General features: G+C 71.7%; 21 protein-coding genes. 7 read left to right on the top strand and 14 right to left on the bottom strand.

The window, feature by feature from the left end; all coding sequences use genetic code 11:
* Positions 1 to 60: 60 nt before the first annotated feature.
* The 6 genes from ACH4TL_RS05855 to ACH4TL_RS05830 form a co-directional block, all read right to left on the bottom strand.
* Entirely contained in the window at positions 61 to 828 is a 768-nt protein-coding gene (locus ACH4TL_RS05855; RefSeq protein ID WP_398311646.1) for a GntR family transcriptional regulator, read from the bottom strand.
* 68 nt (positions 829 to 896) lie between these two features.
* A complete protein-coding gene (locus ACH4TL_RS05850; RefSeq protein WP_398311358.1) occupies positions 897 to 1,892 on the bottom strand; it encodes an ABC transporter ATP-binding protein in 996 nt (331 codons plus the stop codon).
* Positions 1,889 to 2,920, bottom strand: a complete 1,032-nt coding sequence (locus ACH4TL_RS05845) for an ABC transporter ATP-binding protein (RefSeq protein WP_398311361.1) — start codon at positions 2,918 to 2,920, stop codon at positions 1,889 to 1,891. The genes ACH4TL_RS05850 and ACH4TL_RS05845 overlap by 4 nt, the downstream gene beginning before the upstream one ends.
* Positions 2,917 to 3,834, bottom strand: coding sequence for an ABC transporter permease (locus ACH4TL_RS05840; RefSeq protein WP_398311364.1), 918 nt, complete (start codon positions 3,832 to 3,834; stop codon positions 2,917 to 2,919). Before ACH4TL_RS05840 ends, ACH4TL_RS05845 begins: the two co-directional genes overlap by 4 nt.
* Positions 3,831 to 4,814 (bottom strand): ABC transporter permease, encoded by a 984-nt coding sequence (locus ACH4TL_RS05835; RefSeq protein ID WP_398311367.1) that lies wholly within the window; start codon positions 4,812 to 4,814, stop codon positions 3,831 to 3,833. Before ACH4TL_RS05835 ends, ACH4TL_RS05840 begins: the two co-directional genes overlap by 4 nt.
* Before the next feature lie 17 nt (positions 4,815 to 4,831).
* Entirely contained in the window at positions 4,832 to 6,502 is a 1,671-nt protein-coding gene (locus ACH4TL_RS05830) for an ABC transporter substrate-binding protein (protein ID WP_398311370.1), read from the bottom strand.
* A gap of 310 nt (positions 6,503 to 6,812) precedes the next feature.
* Here ACH4TL_RS05830 and ACH4TL_RS05825 point away from each other — a divergent pair, with 310 nt between their 5' ends.
* Positions 6,813 to 8,762, top strand: a complete 1,950-nt coding sequence (locus tag ACH4TL_RS05825; RefSeq protein ID WP_398311373.1) for a cellulase family glycosylhydrolase — start codon at positions 6,813 to 6,815, stop codon at positions 8,760 to 8,762.
* A 10-nt stretch (positions 8,763 to 8,772) separates the two neighbouring features.
* Here the strand turns inward: ACH4TL_RS05825 and ACH4TL_RS05820 are convergent, their stop codons facing one another.
* The 6 genes from ACH4TL_RS05820 to ACH4TL_RS05795 form a co-directional block, all read right to left on the bottom strand.
* Positions 8,773 to 10,056 (bottom strand): cytochrome P450, encoded by a 1,284-nt coding sequence (locus ACH4TL_RS05820; RefSeq protein ID WP_398311376.1) that lies wholly within the window; start codon positions 10,054 to 10,056, stop codon positions 8,773 to 8,775.
* Positions 10,057 to 10,186: 130 nt separating this feature from the next.
* Positions 10,187 to 10,735: a hypothetical protein gene (locus ACH4TL_RS05815; protein ID WP_398311379.1), complete on the bottom strand. Its 549-nt coding sequence runs from the start codon at positions 10,733 to 10,735 to the stop codon at positions 10,187 to 10,189.
* Positions 10,736 to 10,826: 91 nt separating this feature from the next.
* Positions 10,827 to 11,663 (bottom strand): transporter substrate-binding domain-containing protein, encoded by an 837-nt coding sequence (locus ACH4TL_RS05810; protein WP_398311382.1) that lies wholly within the window; start codon positions 11,661 to 11,663, stop codon positions 10,827 to 10,829.
* A gap of 113 nt (positions 11,664 to 11,776) precedes the next feature.
* Positions 11,777 to 12,433 (bottom strand): bifunctional 4-hydroxy-2-oxoglutarate aldolase/2-dehydro-3-deoxy-phosphogluconate aldolase, encoded by a 657-nt coding sequence (locus tag ACH4TL_RS05805; RefSeq protein WP_398311385.1) that lies wholly within the window; start codon positions 12,431 to 12,433, stop codon positions 11,777 to 11,779.
* Between the two features lie 181 nt (positions 12,434 to 12,614).
* Positions 12,615 to 13,580 (bottom strand): sugar kinase, encoded by a 966-nt coding sequence (locus tag ACH4TL_RS05800; RefSeq protein ID WP_398311388.1) that lies wholly within the window; start codon positions 13,578 to 13,580, stop codon positions 12,615 to 12,617.
* 267 nt (positions 13,581 to 13,847) lie between these two features.
* The gene (locus ACH4TL_RS05795; RefSeq protein WP_398311391.1) at positions 13,848 to 14,273 is read right to left on the bottom strand and encodes a ribonuclease; all 426 of its coding nucleotides are present in this window, start codon (positions 14,271 to 14,273) and stop codon (positions 13,848 to 13,850) included.
* A 168-nt stretch (positions 14,274 to 14,441) separates the two neighbouring features.
* On the opposite strand from ACH4TL_RS05795, the gene ACH4TL_RS05790 reads away from it, so the two are divergent.
* The 4 genes from ACH4TL_RS05790 (at position 14,442) to ACH4TL_RS05775 (ending at position 16,788) form a co-directional block, all read left to right on the top strand.
* Positions 14,442 to 15,098 carry a helix-turn-helix domain-containing protein gene (locus ACH4TL_RS05790; RefSeq protein WP_398311394.1) on the top strand — a complete coding sequence of 219 codons (657 nt, stop codon included), beginning with the start codon at positions 14,442 to 14,444 and terminating at the stop codon, positions 15,096 to 15,098.
* Positions 15,095 to 15,277, top strand: a complete 183-nt coding sequence (locus ACH4TL_RS05785) for a DUF6126 family protein (RefSeq protein WP_398311397.1) — start codon at positions 15,095 to 15,097, stop codon at positions 15,275 to 15,277. The genes ACH4TL_RS05790 and ACH4TL_RS05785 overlap by 4 nt, the downstream gene beginning before the upstream one ends.
* Before the next feature lie 88 nt (positions 15,278 to 15,365).
* Positions 15,366 to 16,226 (top strand): hypothetical protein, encoded by an 861-nt coding sequence (locus ACH4TL_RS05780; protein WP_398311400.1) that lies wholly within the window; start codon positions 15,366 to 15,368, stop codon positions 16,224 to 16,226.
* A gap of 88 nt (positions 16,227 to 16,314) precedes the next feature.
* Positions 16,315 to 16,788, top strand: coding sequence for a carboxymuconolactone decarboxylase family protein (locus ACH4TL_RS05775; RefSeq protein ID WP_391176753.1), 474 nt, complete (start codon positions 16,315 to 16,317; stop codon positions 16,786 to 16,788).
* Here ACH4TL_RS05775 and ACH4TL_RS05770 read toward each other — a convergent pair.
* Both ACH4TL_RS05770 and ACH4TL_RS05765 read right to left on the bottom strand, forming a co-directional pair.
* Complete coding sequence (locus ACH4TL_RS05770; protein WP_398311404.1) at positions 16,785 to 16,994, bottom strand: hypothetical protein; 210 nt, start codon at positions 16,992 to 16,994, stop codon at positions 16,785 to 16,787. The genes ACH4TL_RS05775 and ACH4TL_RS05770 overlap by 4 nt on opposite strands.
* Positions 16,991 to 17,389 carry a hypothetical protein gene (locus tag ACH4TL_RS05765; protein WP_398311407.1) on the bottom strand — a complete coding sequence of 133 codons (399 nt, stop codon included), beginning with the start codon at positions 17,387 to 17,389 and terminating at the stop codon, positions 16,991 to 16,993. Before ACH4TL_RS05765 ends, ACH4TL_RS05770 begins: the two co-directional genes overlap by 4 nt.
* A gap of 143 nt (positions 17,390 to 17,532) precedes the next feature.
* Between ACH4TL_RS05765 and ACH4TL_RS05760 the strand changes: the two genes are divergently transcribed.
* Together ACH4TL_RS05760 and ACH4TL_RS05755 are read left to right on the top strand one after the other, a co-directional pair.
* Positions 17,533 to 18,801 carry a hypothetical protein gene (locus ACH4TL_RS05760; protein ID WP_398311410.1) on the top strand — a complete coding sequence of 423 codons (1,269 nt, stop codon included), beginning with the start codon at positions 17,533 to 17,535 and terminating at the stop codon, positions 18,799 to 18,801.
* Entirely contained in the window at positions 18,801 to 19,346 is a 546-nt protein-coding gene (locus ACH4TL_RS05755; protein ID WP_398311413.1) for a GNAT family N-acetyltransferase, read from the top strand. The genes ACH4TL_RS05760 and ACH4TL_RS05755 overlap by 1 nt, the downstream gene beginning before the upstream one ends.
* The last annotated feature ends 19 nt before the right edge of the window (positions 19,347 to 19,365 follow it).

The raw sequence follows: 19,365 nt of genomic DNA, 5'->3' as shown, positions 1-19,365 counted from the left end.
CGCCGCCAAGTATCCGTTACGGGGCGCGACCGGGGTGGTGGCGGGGGCCGGGGGGGTGTCTCAGGGACGTACGAGCAGCTGGAACTCGAACGCGTAGCGCGAGGCGCGATAGGTGTGGGAGCCGAACTCGACGGCGCGGCCCGTGTCGTCGAAGGTGGTCCGCTCCATGGTGAGCAGCGGCGCGCCCTCGGGCTCACCGAGCTCCACGCCCTCCTCCGCGGTGGCCGCGCGGGCGCCGACCGCCTGGCGGGCGCTGTGGAGGGTGATCCCCGCGGCGCGCATCAGCCGGTAGAGGCCGGTGTCCTCCAGTTCCGCGCTGTCCAGCTTGAGCAGCCCGGCCGGGAGCCGGTTGGACAGGTGGGCCATGGGCTCGCCGTGCGCCAGCCGCAGCCGCTCGATCAGCACCACCTCGGTGCCCTCGGAGATGCCGAGCGCCGCGGCGACCTCGGCGGTGGCGGGCTCGGTGGTGTTGCGCAGCACCCGGGTGGCGGGACGCTGGCCCGCGGCCTCCAGGTCGTCGTAGAGGCTGCTCAGCTCCAGGGGGCGCTTGACCTGGCTGTGCACCACCTGGGTGCCGACGCCGCGGCGCCGCACCAGCAGCCCCTTGTCGACCAGGGACTGGATGGCCTGGCGGACGGTGGGGCGGGACAGCCCGAGCCGCCCGGCCAGCTCGATCTCGTTGCCGAGCAGGCTCCCCGGTGCCAGCCGCCCCTTTTCGATCGCCGACTCGAGCTGCTGGGACAGCTGGAAGTAGAGCGGGACCGGGCTGCTGCGGTCCACGCTGAACTGGAGCGCGTCCGCCCCGCCGGATGAGTCTTCTTCCTGCATTGCCACGGAGCGAGCGTAGCCGGATGAACTGATGACGGGAAGTCGTGAAGTTCGGTTGTCCGGACAAACTACGCAGAGGAATCGACAACGCTGTCGTTCGTGTCGCTGCGTAACCAGCAGAGTGCGCGATGGCCCGGGCCCACCTCCGCCTCGGGCGGCCGCCGCGTACAGGCTTCCATCGCGTACGGGCAGCGCGGCCGGAACCGGCAGCCGTCCCCCACCACCACCTCGCGGCGCTCCGCGTCCCGCCGCGCCCGCTCCGCCAGCCGCTCCGAGCGGGCCGCGCGCGCCCGCTCGCGGCCGCCGGCCGAGCTGGGCGCGGCGGCGGCCAGCGCCTGGGTGTACGGGTGGCGGGGCGCGAGGATCACCTCGTCGCTGGGCCCGCGCTCCACGATCTCCCCGCGGTACATGACCATCACCTCGGAGGCGAAGTGCCGGGCGGTGGCCAGATCGTGGGTGACGTACAGCAGGGCGAGCCCGCGCTCGTCCTTGAGCCGGTCCAGCAGCCCCAGGATCTCCAGCCGGATCGACACGTCGAGCATCGACACCGGCTCGTCGGCCAGCAGCACCCCGGGGCCCGGCGCCAGCGCGCGGGCGATGGCGACGCGCTGCCGCTGCCCGCCCGACAGCTCGTGGGGGCGCTTGCGCGCCACGTCGGCGGCGGGCGTGAGGTTCACCGAGCGCAGCAGCTCCCGCGCCTTCTCCTCGGCGTCGCTCCCGCGCCGCGCCTGCCCGTTGACCAGCAGCGGGCGGATGAGGTGGTGGCCCACGGTGTGCGCGGGGTTGAGCGAGGCGAACGGGTCCTGGAACACCATCTGTACGGCCCGCCGGTACTCCTTGCCCCGGGTCCGCCGCGCCCCGCCGAGCCGCACCTCCCCGGCGGTGGGCGCCACCAGCCGGGACAGGGCGCGTACGACGGTGGACTTGCCGCTTCCGGACTCCCCCACGAGCGCGAGGGTGCGCCCGGCGTGCAGCGCGAACGACACCCCGTCCACGGCCCGGAACGGCACCCGGCCGCGCTGCGGGAAGTCGACGGTGAGGCCGGTTGCCTCCAGTGCGGTCACGGCTGCCGCCCTTCGGGTCGGGGGGCCGCCCCCGTGCGCGCCACCGCGTGCAGATGGCAGGCGGCGGAGGTGCCCGGGGCGAGGGGAACGAGGGGTGGGGGCGTGGTGGCGCAGGGGGCGAAGGCGTGCTCGCAGCGCGGGGCGAAGGGGCAGCCGGGCAGGGTGTCGCGCAGGTCCGGCGGGGAGCCGGGGATGCCGCGCAGGGCGCGGCGTTCGCCCCCGAGGTCGGGGAAGGAGCGCAGCAGGCCCTGGGTGTAGGGGTGGGCGGGGTCGGCGGCGATCCGCTCCGCGGGTCCGTACTCGACGATCGAGCCCGCGTACATCACGGCCAGCCGGTCGCTGATCTCCAGCAGCAGCGACAGGTCGTGGGTGATGAAGACGACGGAGAAGCCGAGTTCGTCGCGGAGCCGCTGCACCTCGTCCAGGATTTCGCGCTGGACGACGACGTCGAGCGCGGTCGTCGGCTCGTCCATGATGACGATCTCGGGTTCGAGCGCGAGCGCCATGGCGATGACGACGCGCTGCCGCATGCCGCCGGACAGCTCGTGCGGATACGCCCGCACCCGGACCGGGTCGATGCCGACCATGTCGAGGAGGGCGCGGGCGCGCTCGTACCGCTCGGGCCCGCGCATGCGGGGGCGGTGGGCGCGGAAGATGTCGTCGAACTGGCGGCCCACGGTGGTCACCGGGTTGAGCGCGTTCATGGCGCTCTGGAAGACGACGGACAGCCGGTCCCAGCGGAAGGCCCGCAGCGCCTCGCCCCGGAGCGCGAGCAGATCCGTTTCGGCGCCGGTGCGGTCGCGGTGCACGACCCGCCCCCCGGTGAGCCGCGCCGGAGGGCCCAGCATCCGGGCCACCGCGTACGCGAGCGTCGACTTGCCGCAGCCGGACTCGCCCGCGATGCCGAGGAGTTCGCCGCGCCGCAGATCGAAGCTGACGTCGCGGACGGCGTGGGTGGGGCGTTCGCCCTCGTACGTCACGCTGATGTGCTCGGCGCGCAGCACCACGTCGTCGGCCTGCTCCGTCATCGGTTCGCCTTCCGTACGTTCCCTGCGCGCAGGCGCGGGTCGAGGACTTCGTCCAGGCCGAAGCTGATCAGCGACAGGGCCGTGCCGAGGGCGGCGACGCACAGCCCCGGCGGGATGAACCACCACCAGGCCCCGCTGGTGAGCGCTTCCGCGTTCTGGGCGAAGTAGAGCATCGTGCCCCAGGTGAGCAGGGACGGATCGGCCAGGCCCAGGAAGGCCAGACCGGCCTGGGTGAGGATCGCGAAGATCACCGCGAAGATGAACTGGGAGACGATGATGGCGAGTTCGCCTGGCAGGATCTCCACCAGCACGATCCGCCACCGCTTCTCCCCGTACACCCGCGCCGCCAGCACGTAGTCGCGGCTGCGCAGCGACAGCGTCTGGGCGCGCAGCACCCGGGCGGAGGCGGCCCAGCTGGTGAGGGCGATGACGAGGATGGTGGACCAGGCGCCGCCGCCCTTGACGTACGCGGCGACGACGATGACCAGCGGCAGCCCGGGGATGACCAGGAAGACGTTGCTGATCAGGGACAGCGCCTCGTCCGCGAGCCCGCCGAGGAAGCCGCCGCCGATGCCGACGACGACGGAGACGACGGTCGCGATGAGGGCGGAGGCGGCGCCGATCAGGAGCGTGCCACGGGCGGAGACGACGAGTTGGGCGAAGACGTCCTGCCCGGTCTGGGTGGTGCCGAGCCAGTGCGCCCCGGAGGGGGCCTGGCCGAGGTCGGTGGTGAAGGCGTTGGCGTCCCGGATCAGCAAGGGTCCGACCACGGCGGTGAGGACGAAGACGGCGAGCAGGGCGAGGCCGGTGGCGAAGCGGCGGGAGCGCAGCGCGGGACGCAGCCAGCCGCGCCCGCCCGCGCGGGTGGCCGCCCCGGGGGCCGCCGGGGTCGCGGGGGCGGTGGGCGCGGTCATCGGTCCTGCCTCGTGCGGGGGTCGACGAAGCCGTACACCAGGTCCACCAGGAAGTTGGCGGCGAGCACGCCGAAGGTGATGACGAGGAACACGGCCTGCATGAGCGGGTAATCGGTGTTCTGGACGGCCTGGAGCAGGGTGAAGCCCATGCCGGGGTACGAGAAGACGATCTCCATCACGAGCGAGCCGCTGACGATGAAGCCGAGCGAGATGGCGAATCCGGCGACCGAGGGCAGCACGGCGTTGCGGGCCGCGTAGCCGACCATGATCGTGCGCGGCGGCAGCCCCTTGGCCTCGGCGGCGACGACGTAGTCCTCTGCCAGGGTGGAGACCATCATGTTGCGCATGCCGAGCATCCAGCCGCCGACCGAGCTGAGCACGATGGTCGCGGCGGGCAGCACTGCGTGTTCGGCGGCGGAGGTGAGGAACGCGCCGCTGAGGCCGATGTCCAGCGTCTCGTCGTAGCCGCCGCCGAGCGGCAGCAGCCCCCACACCTGGCTGAAGAGGTAGAGGAGCAGCAGCGCGAGCCAGAAGTAGGGGATCGCGGCGAGGAAGGTGGTGGAGGGCACGAGGGAGTCGAACCAGCTGCCGCGCCGCCAGCCCGCCAGGGTGCCGAGGGTGAGGCCGAGGGCGACGCTGAGGAGGGTGGCGGCGCCGACCAGGACCAGCGTCCAGGGGACGGCGTCGCCGACGACATCGGTGACCGGGCTCGGGAAGTACGTGACGGAGAGCCCGAAGTCGAGGCGGGCGAGCGCGTGCAGATAGTCGCCGTACTGGACGAGGAGGTTGCCGTGGCCGAGGCCCAGCATGGCGGCCAGGGCCTCTTCCTGACCGGGTCCGACGGGCCCGGACTGGGCCTGGCGGGCGAGCATCATCTCCACCGGGTCGCCGGGGATGAGGCGCGGGAGGAAGAAGTTGACGGTGACCGCCATCCAGGCTGCGACGGCGTAGAAGCCGAGCTTGCGCAGGAGGTAGCGCACGCTGTCCGCCCCCGCCGCTACTTGCCCGCGACCGGTTTGATGCGGGCGGCGACCCAGCCGCCGTCGGGGTCGAGCCAGATGGAGGGCGCGGCGTACAGGTTGTCCTCGGTGGGATAGCCGGTGACCCGGTTGCCGTTGAATTCCTGCTCGTTCTGCCCGGAGAAGAGCGGGATGATCGGCATGTCCTTGATGAATTCCCGCTGGATCGTGTAATACCAGGGCTTCTGTTTCGCCAGGTCGGTGGTTTCGCCGATCTTGTCGAGCGCGCGGTCGATGGTGGCGTTGGCGTAGCGGCCGAAATTGCCGACGTTGGTGGACTGGCCGATCTTCGGCGGAATGGAGCTGTCCAGCATCTGGGCGTAGTAGGCGCGCGGATCAGGGGTGTATCCGGCGTTGTCCAGGAGCATCTGGAACTGGCCGCGGGCCCGGTTGTTGGACCACTGGCTGTACGACTCGGCCTTGACGACGAGGTCGATACCGGCCTTCTTCAGCTGGGCCTTGGCCATCTGGGCGACGCTGACGTAGTCGGTCCAGCCGGAGACGAGTTCGACCGATACGGACAGCTTCTTGCCGTTCTTCCGCCACATGCCGTCCGGCCCCTTGGCGTAGCCGGAGTCGGTGAGGTGGCCCGCGACCTTGTCCTGTCCGGTCTCCATCGTCGCGTCCTTCAGCGACGGGTCGAGGACGGACTGGTAGTTGGGGAGCAGCAGCGCCATGGGGTTGGCGGCGGGCGCCTGGCCGTCGTACACGCTTCTGTCCATGAAGTCGCGGTCGAGGGCGGCGCTGATGGCCTTGCGGACGTTCACGTCGGCGGTGGGCCCGCGCTGGGCGTTGGGGATGAAGGAGGTGGTGGCCAGCGGAATGTTGACCAGGTCGAACTTCTTGTTCTTGGCGAGGTAGTTCTTCTTGATGTCGGGGATGAATCCGCCCGCCCAGTCGATCTGCCCGGAGGCGACCGCGGCGTTGGCGGCGTTGTTCCCGGTGAAGCCGCGATACCGCATGATCTTGAAGTGCGGAAGGCCCTTGACGTAATAGTCCTTGCGGGCGACCAGATCGTATGTCGTGCCCTTGACGGACTTCACCTTCCAGGGGCCCGTGCCCACCGGATTCGGGTTGAGCGAGGTCGTCCTCTCCTTGGCGGAGAGCGCGGACCAGATGTGCCGGGGCAGCATCTTCATCTTGCCGAGGAGGAAGTACTCCTTGGTGTAGGCGGACTTGGTGAAGGTGATGACCGCGGTGTGCTTGCCCTCGGCGGTCGCGGAGGCCACCGGGAGGGCGTACATGTTGAGCGCCTTGTCGTCCTTCGCCATCTGGAAGGTGTAGGCGACGTCCTCGGCGGTGAAGGGTTTGCCGTCGTTCCAGGTGACGTTCTTCCGTAACTGGATCCGGATGGATTTCCCGTCGTCCGCCCAGGTGTACTTGGTGGCCAGCCACGGGTCGACCTCGCCGGTTTTCGCCGCGTTGAAGTGGAACAGCGGCTCGTAGATCATTCCGTTGGTCGCCTGGAGCGGCTGCGGCGCGAACGGATTGAAGTTGCGGACGAAATTGCCGGTGGACCCGGTGGACACGGTCAGCACCCCGCCGGCGCCGCCTCCGCCGCTGCCGCCACCGCCGCAGGCGGCGAGGGTGCCGGAGAGCGCGAGTGCGGCCGCCGCGGCGATCGCCCGGCGCGGACGGCCTGTGCTCATCAACGTCATGGTGTCCCCTCGGTATGCCGCTCGGTATGCCGCGCACCTCCGGCCGCCGTGAAATTAAGGGGCTCCGTCAGAGGGTGTCAATAGAGCCGACAGCGACTCCCCGCTGAACCGGCTTAGTGGCGGCCTTGTCGAATCCGTCGAATACCCAGGTCCGGCCGTACAGAGCCACATTCAGTCGATCTAGGGACTCGAATCGGCCTTCGTACGACCTCCGTCGATGCCGTTGACTCTAAACCGGTTTAGTTCTTCACTGCTTGAGTAGCCCACGCCTTCCGGAAACCGGCCAAGGGAGAGTCCGTCGATGCAGCGCCCCTCCGCCCGGCTCACCGCCCACGACCGCCCCGTCACCTGGCTCGGCGCCAACTTCTGGTCCAGGACCGGCGGCCCGCTCATGTGGCGCGCCTACGACGGCGAGGTGATCGACGCCGAGCTGCGGGTGCTGCGGGACCACGGGCTGACCATGACCCGCTCGTTCTTCTACTGGCCCGACTTCCATCCCGAACCCGACCGGCTCGACGAAGAGCTGTGCGCGCGCTTCGCCGACTTCCTCGACCGGCACCATGCCCTCGGCATGACCACCGTCCCCACCTTCCTGGTCGGCCACATGTCCGGCGAGAACTGGGACCCGTCCTGGCGCGGCGACCGCGATCTGTACGGCGACGTCTGGCTGGTCGCCCGGCAGGCGTGGTTCGCCCGCGAGACCGTGCGCCGCTTCGCCGCGCATCCGGCCGTCGCCGGATGGCTGGTCTCCAACGAGATGCCGATCTACGGGCGCGAACCGGGCACCTCCGCCCCGCCCGCGCCCCGCGAGACCGTCGCCGCGTGGGCGCAGCTGCTGGTGGACGCCGTGCGCGCCGGGGGCGGCACCCAGCCCGTCTCGCTCGGCGACGGCGCCTGGGGGCTTGAGAACTCCGGCCACGACAACGGCTTCCGGCTCCGCGACACCGCCGAGCTGTGCGACTTCCTCGGCCCGCACGTCTACCGCATGGAGGACGACCCGGTGCGCCAGCACTACGCGGCGGCCTGGGTGTGCGAGCTGACCGGCACCTTCGGGCGGCCGGTGATCCTGGAGGAGTTCGGGGTCAGCTCCGCCTTCGCCTCGGGCCCCGGCGCGGCCCGCTACTACCGGCAGACCCTGCACAACAGCCTGCTGGCCGGGGCCACCGGCTGGATCGCCTGGAACAACAGCGACTACGACGGGCTGCGGGAACAGGACCCGTACCGCCACCACGCCTTCGAGATGCACTTCGGCCTGACGGCATCGGACGGCACGCCCAAGCCGCAGCTGGTCGAACTGAAGGAGTTCGCCCGGGTCCTGGACGAGGTGGACTTCGCCCGCTGCCACCGCGCCCCCTCCGACACCGCGCTCCTGGTGTCCTCGTACCTCGACACGCCCTACCCCTTCACCCGCCCCGAGGACCGCGGCTACGTCGGGCAGACCTGCCGTCAGGCGTGGGTCGCCGCCCGCCTCGCCGACGCCCCGGCGGCCGTGGTGCGCGAGAGCGAAGGACCGCTGCCCTCCGGCGTGCTGCTGTGGCTCGTCCCCTCCACCAAGCAGCTGCTCTCCCCCACCTGGTACGACCTGGAGCGGCGGGCCCGCGACGGCGCGACCGTCTACGTCTCGTACTCCCCCGGCGCCCACGACGAGCAGCGCGGCCCCTGGTACGCCCATCTCGACGCGCTCTTCGGCGTCCGCCACCAGCTGGAGTACGGACTGCTCGACCCCATCGAGGACGACGAGGTCACCTTCACCCTCACCCGCCCCTTCGGCACCCTCCCCGAGGGCGCGCGCCTCACCTTCCGCGCCGCGGGCGCCCGGGCGTTCCTGCCCGTCGAACCCGACGGCGCCGATGTCCTCGCGGTCGACGGCCACGGCCGCCCGGCGCTGCTGCTGCACACGGTGGGCGAGGGCTCGGTGGTCTTCTGCACCTACCCGATCGAGCACATGGCCGCGGTCACCCCGCGCGTCAACCCCGAGGCCACGGCCACCCTGTACGACGCCCTCGCCGCCCACGCCGGAGTCCACCGCCCGGTCACCGTGGGCGACTCCCGCGTCGCGGTGGACCGCCTCGTCCACGACGACGGCCGCGGCTTCGTCTGGCTGGTCAGCCAGGTCCCCGAGGAGCTGACCGTCAAACCGTCCGTCCCCGACGGCACCCCCCTGCTGGAGCTGACCGGCGCCCCTGCCGACACCGTCACCCTGCCCCCGTACGGGGTGCGGGTGCTGCGGCTGGGCACGGCCCGGGGGTAGACCGGGCCGCTCAGCGGGCGCCCTTGGGGGCCGGGGTGAAGGCGACGGGCAGGGCGGACAGGCCGCGGACCCAGGCCGAGGGGCGCCAGAGCAGTTGGTCGCGCGGCACCGCGAGCCGTACGTCCGGCAGCCGGTCCAGGAGCACCTCCACGGCGGTCTTCGCGATCGTCTCGGCGATCTCCTGGGCCGGATGCGGGCAGCGGTGCTCGCCATGGCCGAAGGAGAGGAAGGCGCTGTTGCCCTCGGTGAAGGCATCGGTGTCGGGGCGCACCAGGGGGTCGGTGTTGGCACCGTGGAAGCCGAGGATCAGCAGATCGCCCTTGCGGATGTGCTTCCCCGCCAGGGTGGTGTCGCGGGTGGCCCAGCGGGCGGCGAGGTTGGCGACCGGGGTGTCCTCCCACAGCACCTCGTTCATGGCCTGCCCGACGCTGTGGCGGCCGCCGGAGAGCGAGAGCGCGAAGCGCTCGTCGGTGAGCAGCAGCCGCAGGGTGTTGCCGATCCAGTCGGCCGTCGGCTGGTGGCCCGCCGTCATGATGACGATGAGGTCCTGGACGAGGAGCTCGTCGGAGTACCCCCGGTACGCGGTGACCAGCCGGGACGCCACGTCGGGCGCGGGCGCGGACCGCTTCGCCGACGCGAGCTGGCGCATCACCAGGTAGACGTGCTGGTACGCCTCGAGGGCGTTCTCCTTGCCGTCGACCGCGTCGTTCATCGCCTGGACGAGGGCCGGGCCCTCGGCGTCGGGGATGCCGTAGATGTGGGCGAGGACCAGCTCCGGCAGCATCCGGGCGTAGTCGGCGATCAGCTCGGCCTCGCCCCGGTGGCAGAACTCGTCCACCAGCCGGTCGGCGATCAGCTCTGCCTGGCGGCGCAGTTCGTACGGGTCGACGGCCTCCAGGGCCTCGCCGATGGCCTCGGCGCGCCGCTGGTGGTCCTCGCCGGTCGCGTACACCACGGACGTCTGATCGCGGCTGATCAGGGGCGCGAGCGGCCAGTTCTCGGGGATGTTGTCCCACTGGTTCCACCGGTTGGCGTCCCGGGTGAACAGCCCGGCGTCGCTGGTGACCTGGTGCAGTTCGCGGTATCCGAGCACCAGCCAGCCGGGTATGCCGCCGTCGAGGAGGACCGGGGCCACGGGACCGTGCTCGTCCCGCATCTCCCCGTACACCCCGAAGGGGTTGGTCTGGAAGCCGGGCCCGCTCAGCGGTCGCGCGCCCCGGTGGGCGGGGCAGCCGGGCGGCGGTGTGGCGGTGGCGGCCGCGGCGTTCTCGGACAACTGTTCGGGATGGGTCATCAATCGGGTCCTTGTGCACGAGTGGACGTAAGCCAGGCCAGAATAGATCGCATAGCCGATCATGTGTCAGGACCCGGCAAACCCCGGCGCGAGCGAACGCGCCGGGGTTCGTGACGAACGTGGTGCCCCGTCAGTGGGGCGGGTCGGGCAGCTGGGTGAACACGCACGTCCCGACCGGCCGGGTGTTGGGGCAACGGCCCTCCCACACCTCTTGCGACTTGGTCAGCACGGTGACGAAGAGCGGACCGCCCTGGACGTCGTCGGTGTTGGACGCGAGCGTGGCTTCGAGAACATCGCGGGGGCCGCCCACGGACTGCCATCCGCCGACAGGGGTGCCCGGATTCGTCGACTCGTCGACCGACAGGACGTAGACCTGACCGTTGCACACCGTCGAGATGTACTTCGCGCCCACTCCGGCCGCAATCACACCTTCGTTACCGGCGGAGTCGACGTCGACACAGCCCTTCGACTTCTCGTACCCGTTGTGGTTCTCGCGCCCGGTGCGGCCGGACTGCGACGTGTCGTCGTTGCGGCCGGACTGCGACGTGTCATCGCTGCGGGCGGACTGCGACGTGTTGTCGTTCTCGGGCTGCGGCTCGGTCGCCGCCGCGCTGGTCCCCATGGCCGTCGCGAGGGCCGCGACGGTCATGGCTATGGCAAGCTTTCGCTTCTGCCTCATTCGATTCGCTCCTCTGTGGAGAAAGCGGTTCGTAACCTGGCAGAACAGGCTTACCCGGAAAATATTATTTCGGTCGGATGGGCCCACGTTTTCACTCAACTGGGCGCTTCAGCCACTCGTCCGCGTACTTCTGATACGTCCCGTCATGCGTCGCCAAGTGCACCCACTGGTCGACGTATTCCTTGAACTGCGCATCGGCGCGCGGCAGCGCGTACGCCTTCTCCGAGAAGGAGAACGGCTTGTCCGGGTGGACCGCGCACAGTTCCGGGTGGATCTTCGACTGGTAACGCGTCTCGCTGGCGTCCGTCATCATCACATCGGCACGGCCGTCGATGATCTCGTCGAAGATCGTGGTGTTGTCGGGGTGGACGGTGAGGCTGGCGCGCTTGATGTGGGCGCGGGCGAACTGCTCGTTGGTGCCGCCCGGGTTGACCACCACCCGGACGCCCGGCCGGTCGATGTCGTCCAGCGTCTGGTACTTCTTCTCGTCCTCGCACCGCACGATCGGCGTCTTGCCGTCGGTCAGATACGGCTCGCTGAAGGCCGCCGTGCGGGCCCGGGCCAGGGTCACCGACACCCCGCCCATGCCGATGTCGCAGCGCCCGGCGGCGAGGTCGTCGACCAGCTTCGCCCAGGTCGTGGCGACGAACTTCGGCTTGGCGTCGAGGCTCTTGGCCAGGTTGCCCGCCATGTCGATGTCGATGCCGGTGTAGGCGCCGGTCTTGGCGTCGCGATGGCTGAACGGCCGGTAGTCCCCCGTGGTGCACACGCGCAGCACACCGCGCTGCGGCACTTGGTCCAGCAGGGTGCCGTGCCGTGGGGTCGCGCCGGTGGTGCGCTCGGCCGCCGGTCCTTCGGCCAGGGCCGAACCCCCGGCGGTGGCGGCGAGCACGGCGGCGACGGTGGCGAGCGTGGCGGCGCGTCTCATGGGGACTCCTCGGCAGGCGGCATGATCACGGCGCGCTCAGCGTGGCAGAAGACGCCGTCCGGGTGAACCCGTCGACCACCTGCCGGAATCCCGGGAGCCGGTGTGAGCCGCCGTCAGTACCCTTCCGGGTCGGGCCCGTCCAGCGGCGGACCGGCGTCCGCGAGGCGGGCCAGCAGCTCGGAGGCGCGCTTGGCCACGGTGTCCCGGTCGCCCTCGGACAGCGCCGAGCCCATCCCGCAGGCGACCGCCCCGGCGGCGATCCAGTCCGGCGCGTCGGCCACGGTCACCCCGCCGGTCGGCACGAAGGCGGCCTGCGGCAGGGCGGCCCGTACGTCCTTGATCCAGCGCGGCCCGAACGCCGCCGCGGGGAACAGCTTCAGCGCGTCCGCGCCCAGCTCCATCGCGCGCACCGCCTCGGTGGGGGTGGAGACGCCGGGGAAGACCGGCAGTCCGTAGCGGTGGCCGGTGCGGATGACGTCGGGGTCCAGGCTCGGCGAGACCAGGAAGCGGGCCCCCGCGTCGACGGCCATCCGGGCGGACGCGCCGTCGAGCACCGTGCCCGCGCCGATCACCGCGTCGTCGCCGACCTCCCGGATCAGGGTGGTGACCGCCTCCAGCGCGAAGGGGGTGGTCAGCGAGATCTCCAGGCTGGTGATGCCCGCGGAGAGCAGGGTGTCCGCCGTCGCCGTGGCGTGGTCGTAGCTGTCGCTGCGAACGATGGCGAGGACGCGCTGCGCGAGCGCGGCCCGGGTGATCTCCCAGCGGTACACGGCAGTCGCCGCCTTTCCTCTCCTAGGGTCTGCTGCCTGATCGTGCCGCGCCCCTGTGCCTGTGGGATATGCGGCGGTGAGCGGTATGCGGTTGACGATGTGCGGTGCTGTGCTGCGGTTGATGATGTGCTTCTTCCGGACCGTTACGAGGGTGTCGTCGCGGGGAGCGTGAACCCCGCTCCTAGCGGTGGACCCCGTCGCCCCCGTTGATCAGCTCGGCGAGCGCCCGGTCCCGCGCGAGCGCCGACGGCAGCCCGTCCGTGTCCGAGGCCCCCTGGACCACGAGCGCCGCGACGCACGCGGCCTCGGCCAGCGCCCGGGGCTCGGACAGCCCGCGCAGCCTGGCCGACAGATACCCCGCGGCGAAGCCGTCACCCGCGCCGATCGGGTCGACCACCGGCACCGCGTGCGGCGCCTGCTGCCAGCTGCCGTCGGAGGTGAGGACGGTGGCGGAGTGGTCGGCGCGCTTGATCACGACCTCCTGGGTGCCGCCGTCCAGCAGCTCCCGCGCGGCCTCGTCGGCGGGCTGCGCGGTGAGCAGCTCCAGCTCGTCCTCCCCGGCCAGGACCAGATCCGCCTCGCGCAGCAACGGCCCCGCCGTCTGCGCCCACTGGGCGGCGCCGCCCAGCTTGCGGCGGACGTTCGGGTCGAAGGACACCTTCGCCCCGGCCTCCCGGGCCAGTTCCACCAGCCGTCGGCTGGCGGCCGCCGCGGTCGGCGAGAGCATCGGGGTGATCCCGGATATGTGCAGCATCCGGGCGCCGGCCAGCGCGTCGGGGCTGATCTCGTCGGGGGTCAGCCGGGACGCGGCCGACCCCATGCGGTAGTACTGCACGTCGATCGAGCGGTGCGGATGGCTGTCGCGCAGCAGCAGCCCGGTGGGCGCCTGCTCGTCCACGACGGCCTGCGAGACGTCCACCCCGTCGGCGCGCAGCTCGCGCAGCACGGCCTCCCCCGCCGGGTCAGCGCCGACCCGGCCGAGCCAGCGCACCGCGTGGCCGAGCCGGGACAGCCCGGCGGCCACATTGGACTCGGCTCCCGCCACGGAGCGGCGGAAGTGCACGGCCCGGTCGAGCGGGATTCCCGGCTCCGCGAGCAGCAGCAGCATCGCCTCGCCGCACGTGACCACTTCCGGACCGTTCGCCACCGCTGCCTCCCCACGCGTCCACTTCTACGGGAACGGTATCGGCAACCACCGACAAACGGCGGGGCGGGGGGAGGAGATCGTTCGTAAAGAGGCCGAGATCTTCTCCGGACCGGCGCGCGTGCACAGCACACCGGCCCCTGAGTGCGCACGGCACAACGGCCGCTGCCCGGACGGGGCGGCGGCCGTTGTACGTGGGGGGTGGCGGGTCCTGCGGGTGGTGCCGTGCACCGTACGACCGCGGTGCGCCGTACGGCTGGGGGCGGCGGCTCAGCAGCCGCGGTCCACCAGGTCGAACGACTCGTAGTGGTCCGCGGTGTAGTAGTCCTCGTCCGTCTTCTTGCCGGTCACGATGCGGCGGGCGCCGCGGTCGTCGGAGCCGGGGGTGATGACGGTGTACTCGTGGTAGTAGCCGGAGGACTGGGCCGGAAGGATGCCCTCGCGGTTCTGGAAGACCGTGCCGTCCTGCGGGAACGGGTACGGGCCGCCCTTCTCGATCAGGTCGAGGGTGTCATGGGCCTGGGACGGCAGCTTCGAGTAACAGATCTCGCCGACGTCCGCGACGGCCTGCGCCGATGCGACGGCCGCGGGTGCGGCCGGGGTCGCGGTGGCCGTGACGGCCGTGCCGCCGATGAGGAGCGAGGCGGCGAGGGCGCCGAGGGCGCCGATGCGGGCAATCCGTGGGGGGATTTTCATGCCCCTAGCATGACGCGCGTAGAGCATGGCATGTCAATGCCAAGTAACCGCTGTTTTCGCGGAGTTCACACGATGCGGGCGAAGCGCGAGGGGGCGTGACCGAACCGTGATTTTGCCCCTGAGGCAAGCTTTTTGCCTGAGAGGCGAAGGGCTCGCTATACCGGAGACATGAACCCGCTCCCCGAGGGGGACCCCGCCGAGCCGCCCGCGGAACCCTCCGCCGAGCTGCCCACCGTCGCTCCCCGCCTGCGGGATCTGCGGCGCGGCAGCGGGCTGACCCTGGAGGCCGCGGCCCATCGCGTCGGGCTCTCGCCCGCGCATCTGTCCCGGCTGGAGACGGGCCGCCGCCAGCCGTCGCTGCCGATGCTGCTGTCCCTGGCCCGTACGTACGGAACCACGGTATCCGACCTCCTCGGCGAGGCGCCGCCGAACCAGGACCCCATCGTGCGCGCCGACCGCATGGAGGCGCAGCAGGCGGGCGGCTGGACGTACCAGCGGGCCGGTGGCTCCGGCCGGGCGATGCAGGCGCTGCGGCTGCACGTGCCGGAGGGCTCGGGCGCCCAGGACGAGCTGGTGCGCGTCCACCCGGGCGAGGAGTGGCTGTACGTGGTGAGCGGGCGGCTGCGGCTGACCCTCGGCGACGCCGTCCACGTCCTCGGCCCCGGCGACGCGGCCCACTTCGACTCGCTCACCCCGCACCGCATCGCCGCCGCCTCGCCCGGCGGCACGGATCTGCTCTTCGTCCACACCCTGCTCCAGAGCGGGGCCGCCGAGCTGTGCCTCGGCGCCCCCGCCCGCCGCGGAGGAAGGCCCGCTACGCCATGAACGACGCGACCCCGAACCCCCCGCACCCCGACCCGGCCCGCGGCACGCCCCCGAGGACGACGCGGGAGCAGGACCGCGCGCCGATCCCGGTCACCGTCCGGGTCTTCATCTACGTCGTCGGCGTGCACGTCTTCGCCGGATTCCTCTATCTGCTGTTCTACCTGGGCGCCTCCAAGTAGCGTGCGGCCCAGCCCGTCGGGGGTCGGGAAAGCGCGTACGCCGGGCATACGGTCCCGTGACCGCCCCGCCCGGGAAGGGAGCCCACCGATGGAGGACCGCGCGGCGTCGAGCGCCCGCACGATGTGGACCCTGTTCGAACCGCTCCACGCCGTCACCTACTTCGCCCCCGAGGCCCTGGCGGCGTACGAGGACGCGGGGCTGCGCGGCTTCTGGCGCGGCTACTTCGCGTGCCGTGCCGCGCCACTGGGCCCGGTCGGTCCTGAACCCGTCGCCGCCGCGTTCTTCTCCTTCGCGCCCGCCATGGTCGCCCGCGCCCTGCCCGACGTCTGGCAGCTGACCGCCCCCGAACGCGCCCTGGAGATTCGCCGCGCGGGCACCGTGGCCGCCCTGCGGCGCCTGCTCACCGGCCAGGAGCGCGCCGCGGAACGGGCCGCCGAGGCCCTGGTCCCCCGGGCCGCCGGGCTCGACACCGCCGGGCGCGTGCTGGCCGCCGCCCACGCCTCGCTGGACTTCCCCGACCGGCCCCTGGACCGCCTGTGGCACGCCGCCACCCTGCTGCGCGAACACCGCGGCGACGGCCATGTCGCCGCCCTCGTCGCCGCCGGGCTCGACGGCTGCCAGGCCCTCGCCCTCCGCGCGGGCACCGACATCCCCCGCGCCGAACTCCAGCCCTACCGCGGCTGGACCGACCAGGAGTGGGAGGCCGCCCGCCTCCACCTCACCGAACGCGGCCTGCTCCTCCCCGACGGCACCGCGAGCCGCGACGGGCGCGAGCTCCTGCGCGCCGTCGAGTCAGCCACCGACCGCGCGGCCGAACGCCCCTGGCGCGCCCTGACCCCGGACGCGGTCCGCGACCTCACCACCCTCCTCACCCCGCTCTCCCGCACCTGCGCCGAAGCCCTCCGCTTCCCCAACCCGATCGGCCTGCCGAAGCCGAGTGGCGGCTGAGACGCGCGCCACACCCGCGCCTGTCACACTTCACCGCTCCGTTCCGTCAAGGAGGTACAACGACCTACAAGGACCCGAGGAGCACCCCATGGACGCTCGCTTGAACCTGTTCGGCAACCAGACCGCGGCCGCGTTCCTCAAGCGCATCAACGCGGCGGGCCAGGCCGTCTCGGACTCGCCCCTGCCGCCCGCGACCCAGGAGCTGGTCAAGCTCCGCGCCAGCCAGATCAACGGCTGCGGCTTCTGCACCGACATGCACAGCAAGGAGGCCGCCCACGCCGGGGAGACCTCGGTGCGCCTCCACCTGGTCGCGGCCTGGCGCGAGGCCACGGTCTTCACCGACGCCGAACGCGCCGCCCTGGAGCTGACCGAGCAGGGCACCCGCATCGCCGACGCGGCCGGCGGCGTCACCGACGAGGCCTGGGCGAACGCCGCCAAGCACTACGACGAGGACCAGCTCGCCGCCCTGGTCTCCCTCATCGCCCTCATCAACGCCTACAACCGCCTGAACGTCATCGTCCAGCAGCCCGCCGGGGACTACCAGGTCGGCCAGTTCGGCTAGAGGGCCGTGGGCGCGCCGGACCCGGGGCGCCGGGCCCGGCGCAGGGCCTCGATCTCGGCGAGCGGATCGCGGGGCTCCGGGAAGCGGGGCGCACAGCCGGGGCACGCGTACGCCGTCCCGCCGCCGACGCTGCCGCCGTGCTCCACCGCGACGACGACCGGCTCGTTCGTCGGCCGCTGGCAGCGCGCACAGACCTGCGACGTCACCGCGCGCCCTCCTCACCGAGCGCGTCCACCAGCGCTCCGTGCAACCGTGCGGCATCGGTGAGGTAGCGGTCGGGGCCGACGGGGACGCGCCAGTGGGTGCCCGGCCGGGTGGTCCGGTGCCCGGGCGGTACGCCGAGGTAGCTGGCCGTGGCGGTGGACGGGCCGAGTACGCGTACGTGTCGTACGTCCCAGCCATCGGCGGTCCCGGGCCGCACCAGCCAGTACAGGGGCCCGTACCGGTCCTGGATGACGGCGCCGGAGTCGGCGCCGAGCAGCTTCAGCGCGCGCTCCCCCACGGCCTCGGACGCCCTGACGGCATCCCACCACCGGCCTGCGGGCAGGACGGTGAGTTCGTGTCCGCTGGGCGGCGTCCATCGCTGGGCTCTGATCCTCACGTCGGGCTCCCCTCATCGCTCCTGCTCACGACGAGAGAACTGCGGTCGGCACACTGGCGGCCGGACGGGCCGCGTGACTTCGCGGCGGACTTTTCGCGAGATCACGGACTTTCCGTGTCGGTGGTACCCACTACGGTGAGTGAGTGGACGAATCGCAGACGCCGTTCGCACGTGAGTGCGCGGCACGTGGCTGGGGTCGCAGCAGCGCGTTCCTCCGCGCGTTCGACGCGACGGCGGACCTGTTGGGCGAGCATGTAGCGCTCACCGACCGGCAGTTCCGGCGCTGGCGCCGACCCGATCCGCCCCGCCCACGGCCACGGGCCTGGCGCGTGCTGCACGCCATGTTCGGCGTGAGCCCGCTGGATCTGGGCTTCCCCGGCCCGGAGCCGAGTGCCACTCTGGACGGACTACCTGGCCGTTATGAGGGGGTGAACGTGGAACGTCGCGCCTTCGTCGCCGACTCACTGGGCAGCGCCGCTGGTCTGGCGCTCGGTTCCCGGGACGCGGTCGGCACGGCACACGTGGTGGAACTCCGCGAGGGCCTGCGTTCTCTCTACGCTCTCGATGACGCCTACGGCGGTGATGCGATCCGCTCATTGGCTGTCCGTCACCTCAGGCGAATCCGCCGCATCATCAACATCGGCACATACCCTGACACCATCAGCCGTCAGCTCCAGCTCCTCGCGGGAGAAACGGCGAACCAATGCGCCTGGCTGTACTACGACGCCGACGACCAGGACACCGCACGCCGCTACTACGGCGAGGCGCTGACCGCTGCCACCATGCTCCGCGACGAGAGCCTTCACATCTTGGTACTCGTGATGCTCAGCATGCAGGCCAGCCACGAAAACCGCCCGCGCGACGGCTACGAACTCGCCCGCGCCGCCCGCGAGCGCGCCGTTCCACTGGGCTCGCCTCTCCTGCTCTCTCTGATCGCCTCGCGGGAGTCGCGGGCGCTGGCTGTCATGCGGGACGACAGGGCGGCGCGGAAGCGGCTCGCTGAAGCCATGCGGCTGGTGGACCGTTCAGATCGAGGGCGACCTGCCCCGAAGTGGGCGGCCTTCCACGGGCATGCTGAGCTGGCTTACCGGCAGGGGATGCTCTACACCGAGACGGGGCACGACAAAGCGGCTGTGCCTTTCCTGCGCGCCGCCCTCGATCATCAGACCCGCACGTACGGACGTAATCGCGCCCTGTACCGGCTCACTCTCGCCCGCACCCTGGTGCAGGCCGGAGAGGTCGACGAGGGCGCGGCCGAAGCGCTAGCCAGCCTCGAACATCTCGCCGAGGTCGAATCTGGGCGTGTGGCCCGGTCCCTGCACGAGGTCCGGGCGTTACTCGGCGAGGCGGATGCGGTGAGCGCGCGGGACGCGGCCGAGGGGCTGACCGCGTACACCGAGGGAGAACTCTGATGGACCAGGTGACCTACGAGCGGTACGAGAGCGCCGAGGCGTCCCGGCTCGACGCACTTCTCCCGGCGTACGAAGAGGTGTACGCCGAACCGCCGTACTGCGAGGGTCCCAGCGACGTCGCCGAGTTCATCGAGCGATTCCGGCTCCAAGCCCGGCGCCCGGGCTTCCGCTTGGTCCTCGCCCGCGAAGGCAACGAGGTCGTCGGCTTCACCTTCGGCTATCTGCTGCCCGCCGACACCGGCTGGTGGGACGGCCTGGTGGAGGCCGTGCCCGAGAACTTCACGGACGAGACAGGCGAACGGACCTTCGCCATCATCGAGTTGGCCGTGCGCAAGCCGTGGCGCCGCCAGGGCGTCGCGGCCGAGTTGCACTCCCGCCTCCTCAGCGACCTCTCCGCGGAGCGGGTCACGCTGACGATGCGACCGGAACCCGAGGCCGCACCGGCCCAGTCGGCGTACGCGGCGTGGGGTTACCGGACAGTGGGACGGTCCCGGCCATGGGACGAGGCACCGCTGTACGACACCATGGTCCTCGACCTGCGCTGAGACGAAACCGGGGGAGCGA

The organism is Streptomyces sp. NPDC021115 (assembly GCF_044333065.1).
GTDB lineage: Bacteria > Actinomycetota > Actinomycetes > Streptomycetales > Streptomycetaceae > Streptomyces.
This window is presented reverse-complemented; position numbering and strand designations above follow the sequence as displayed.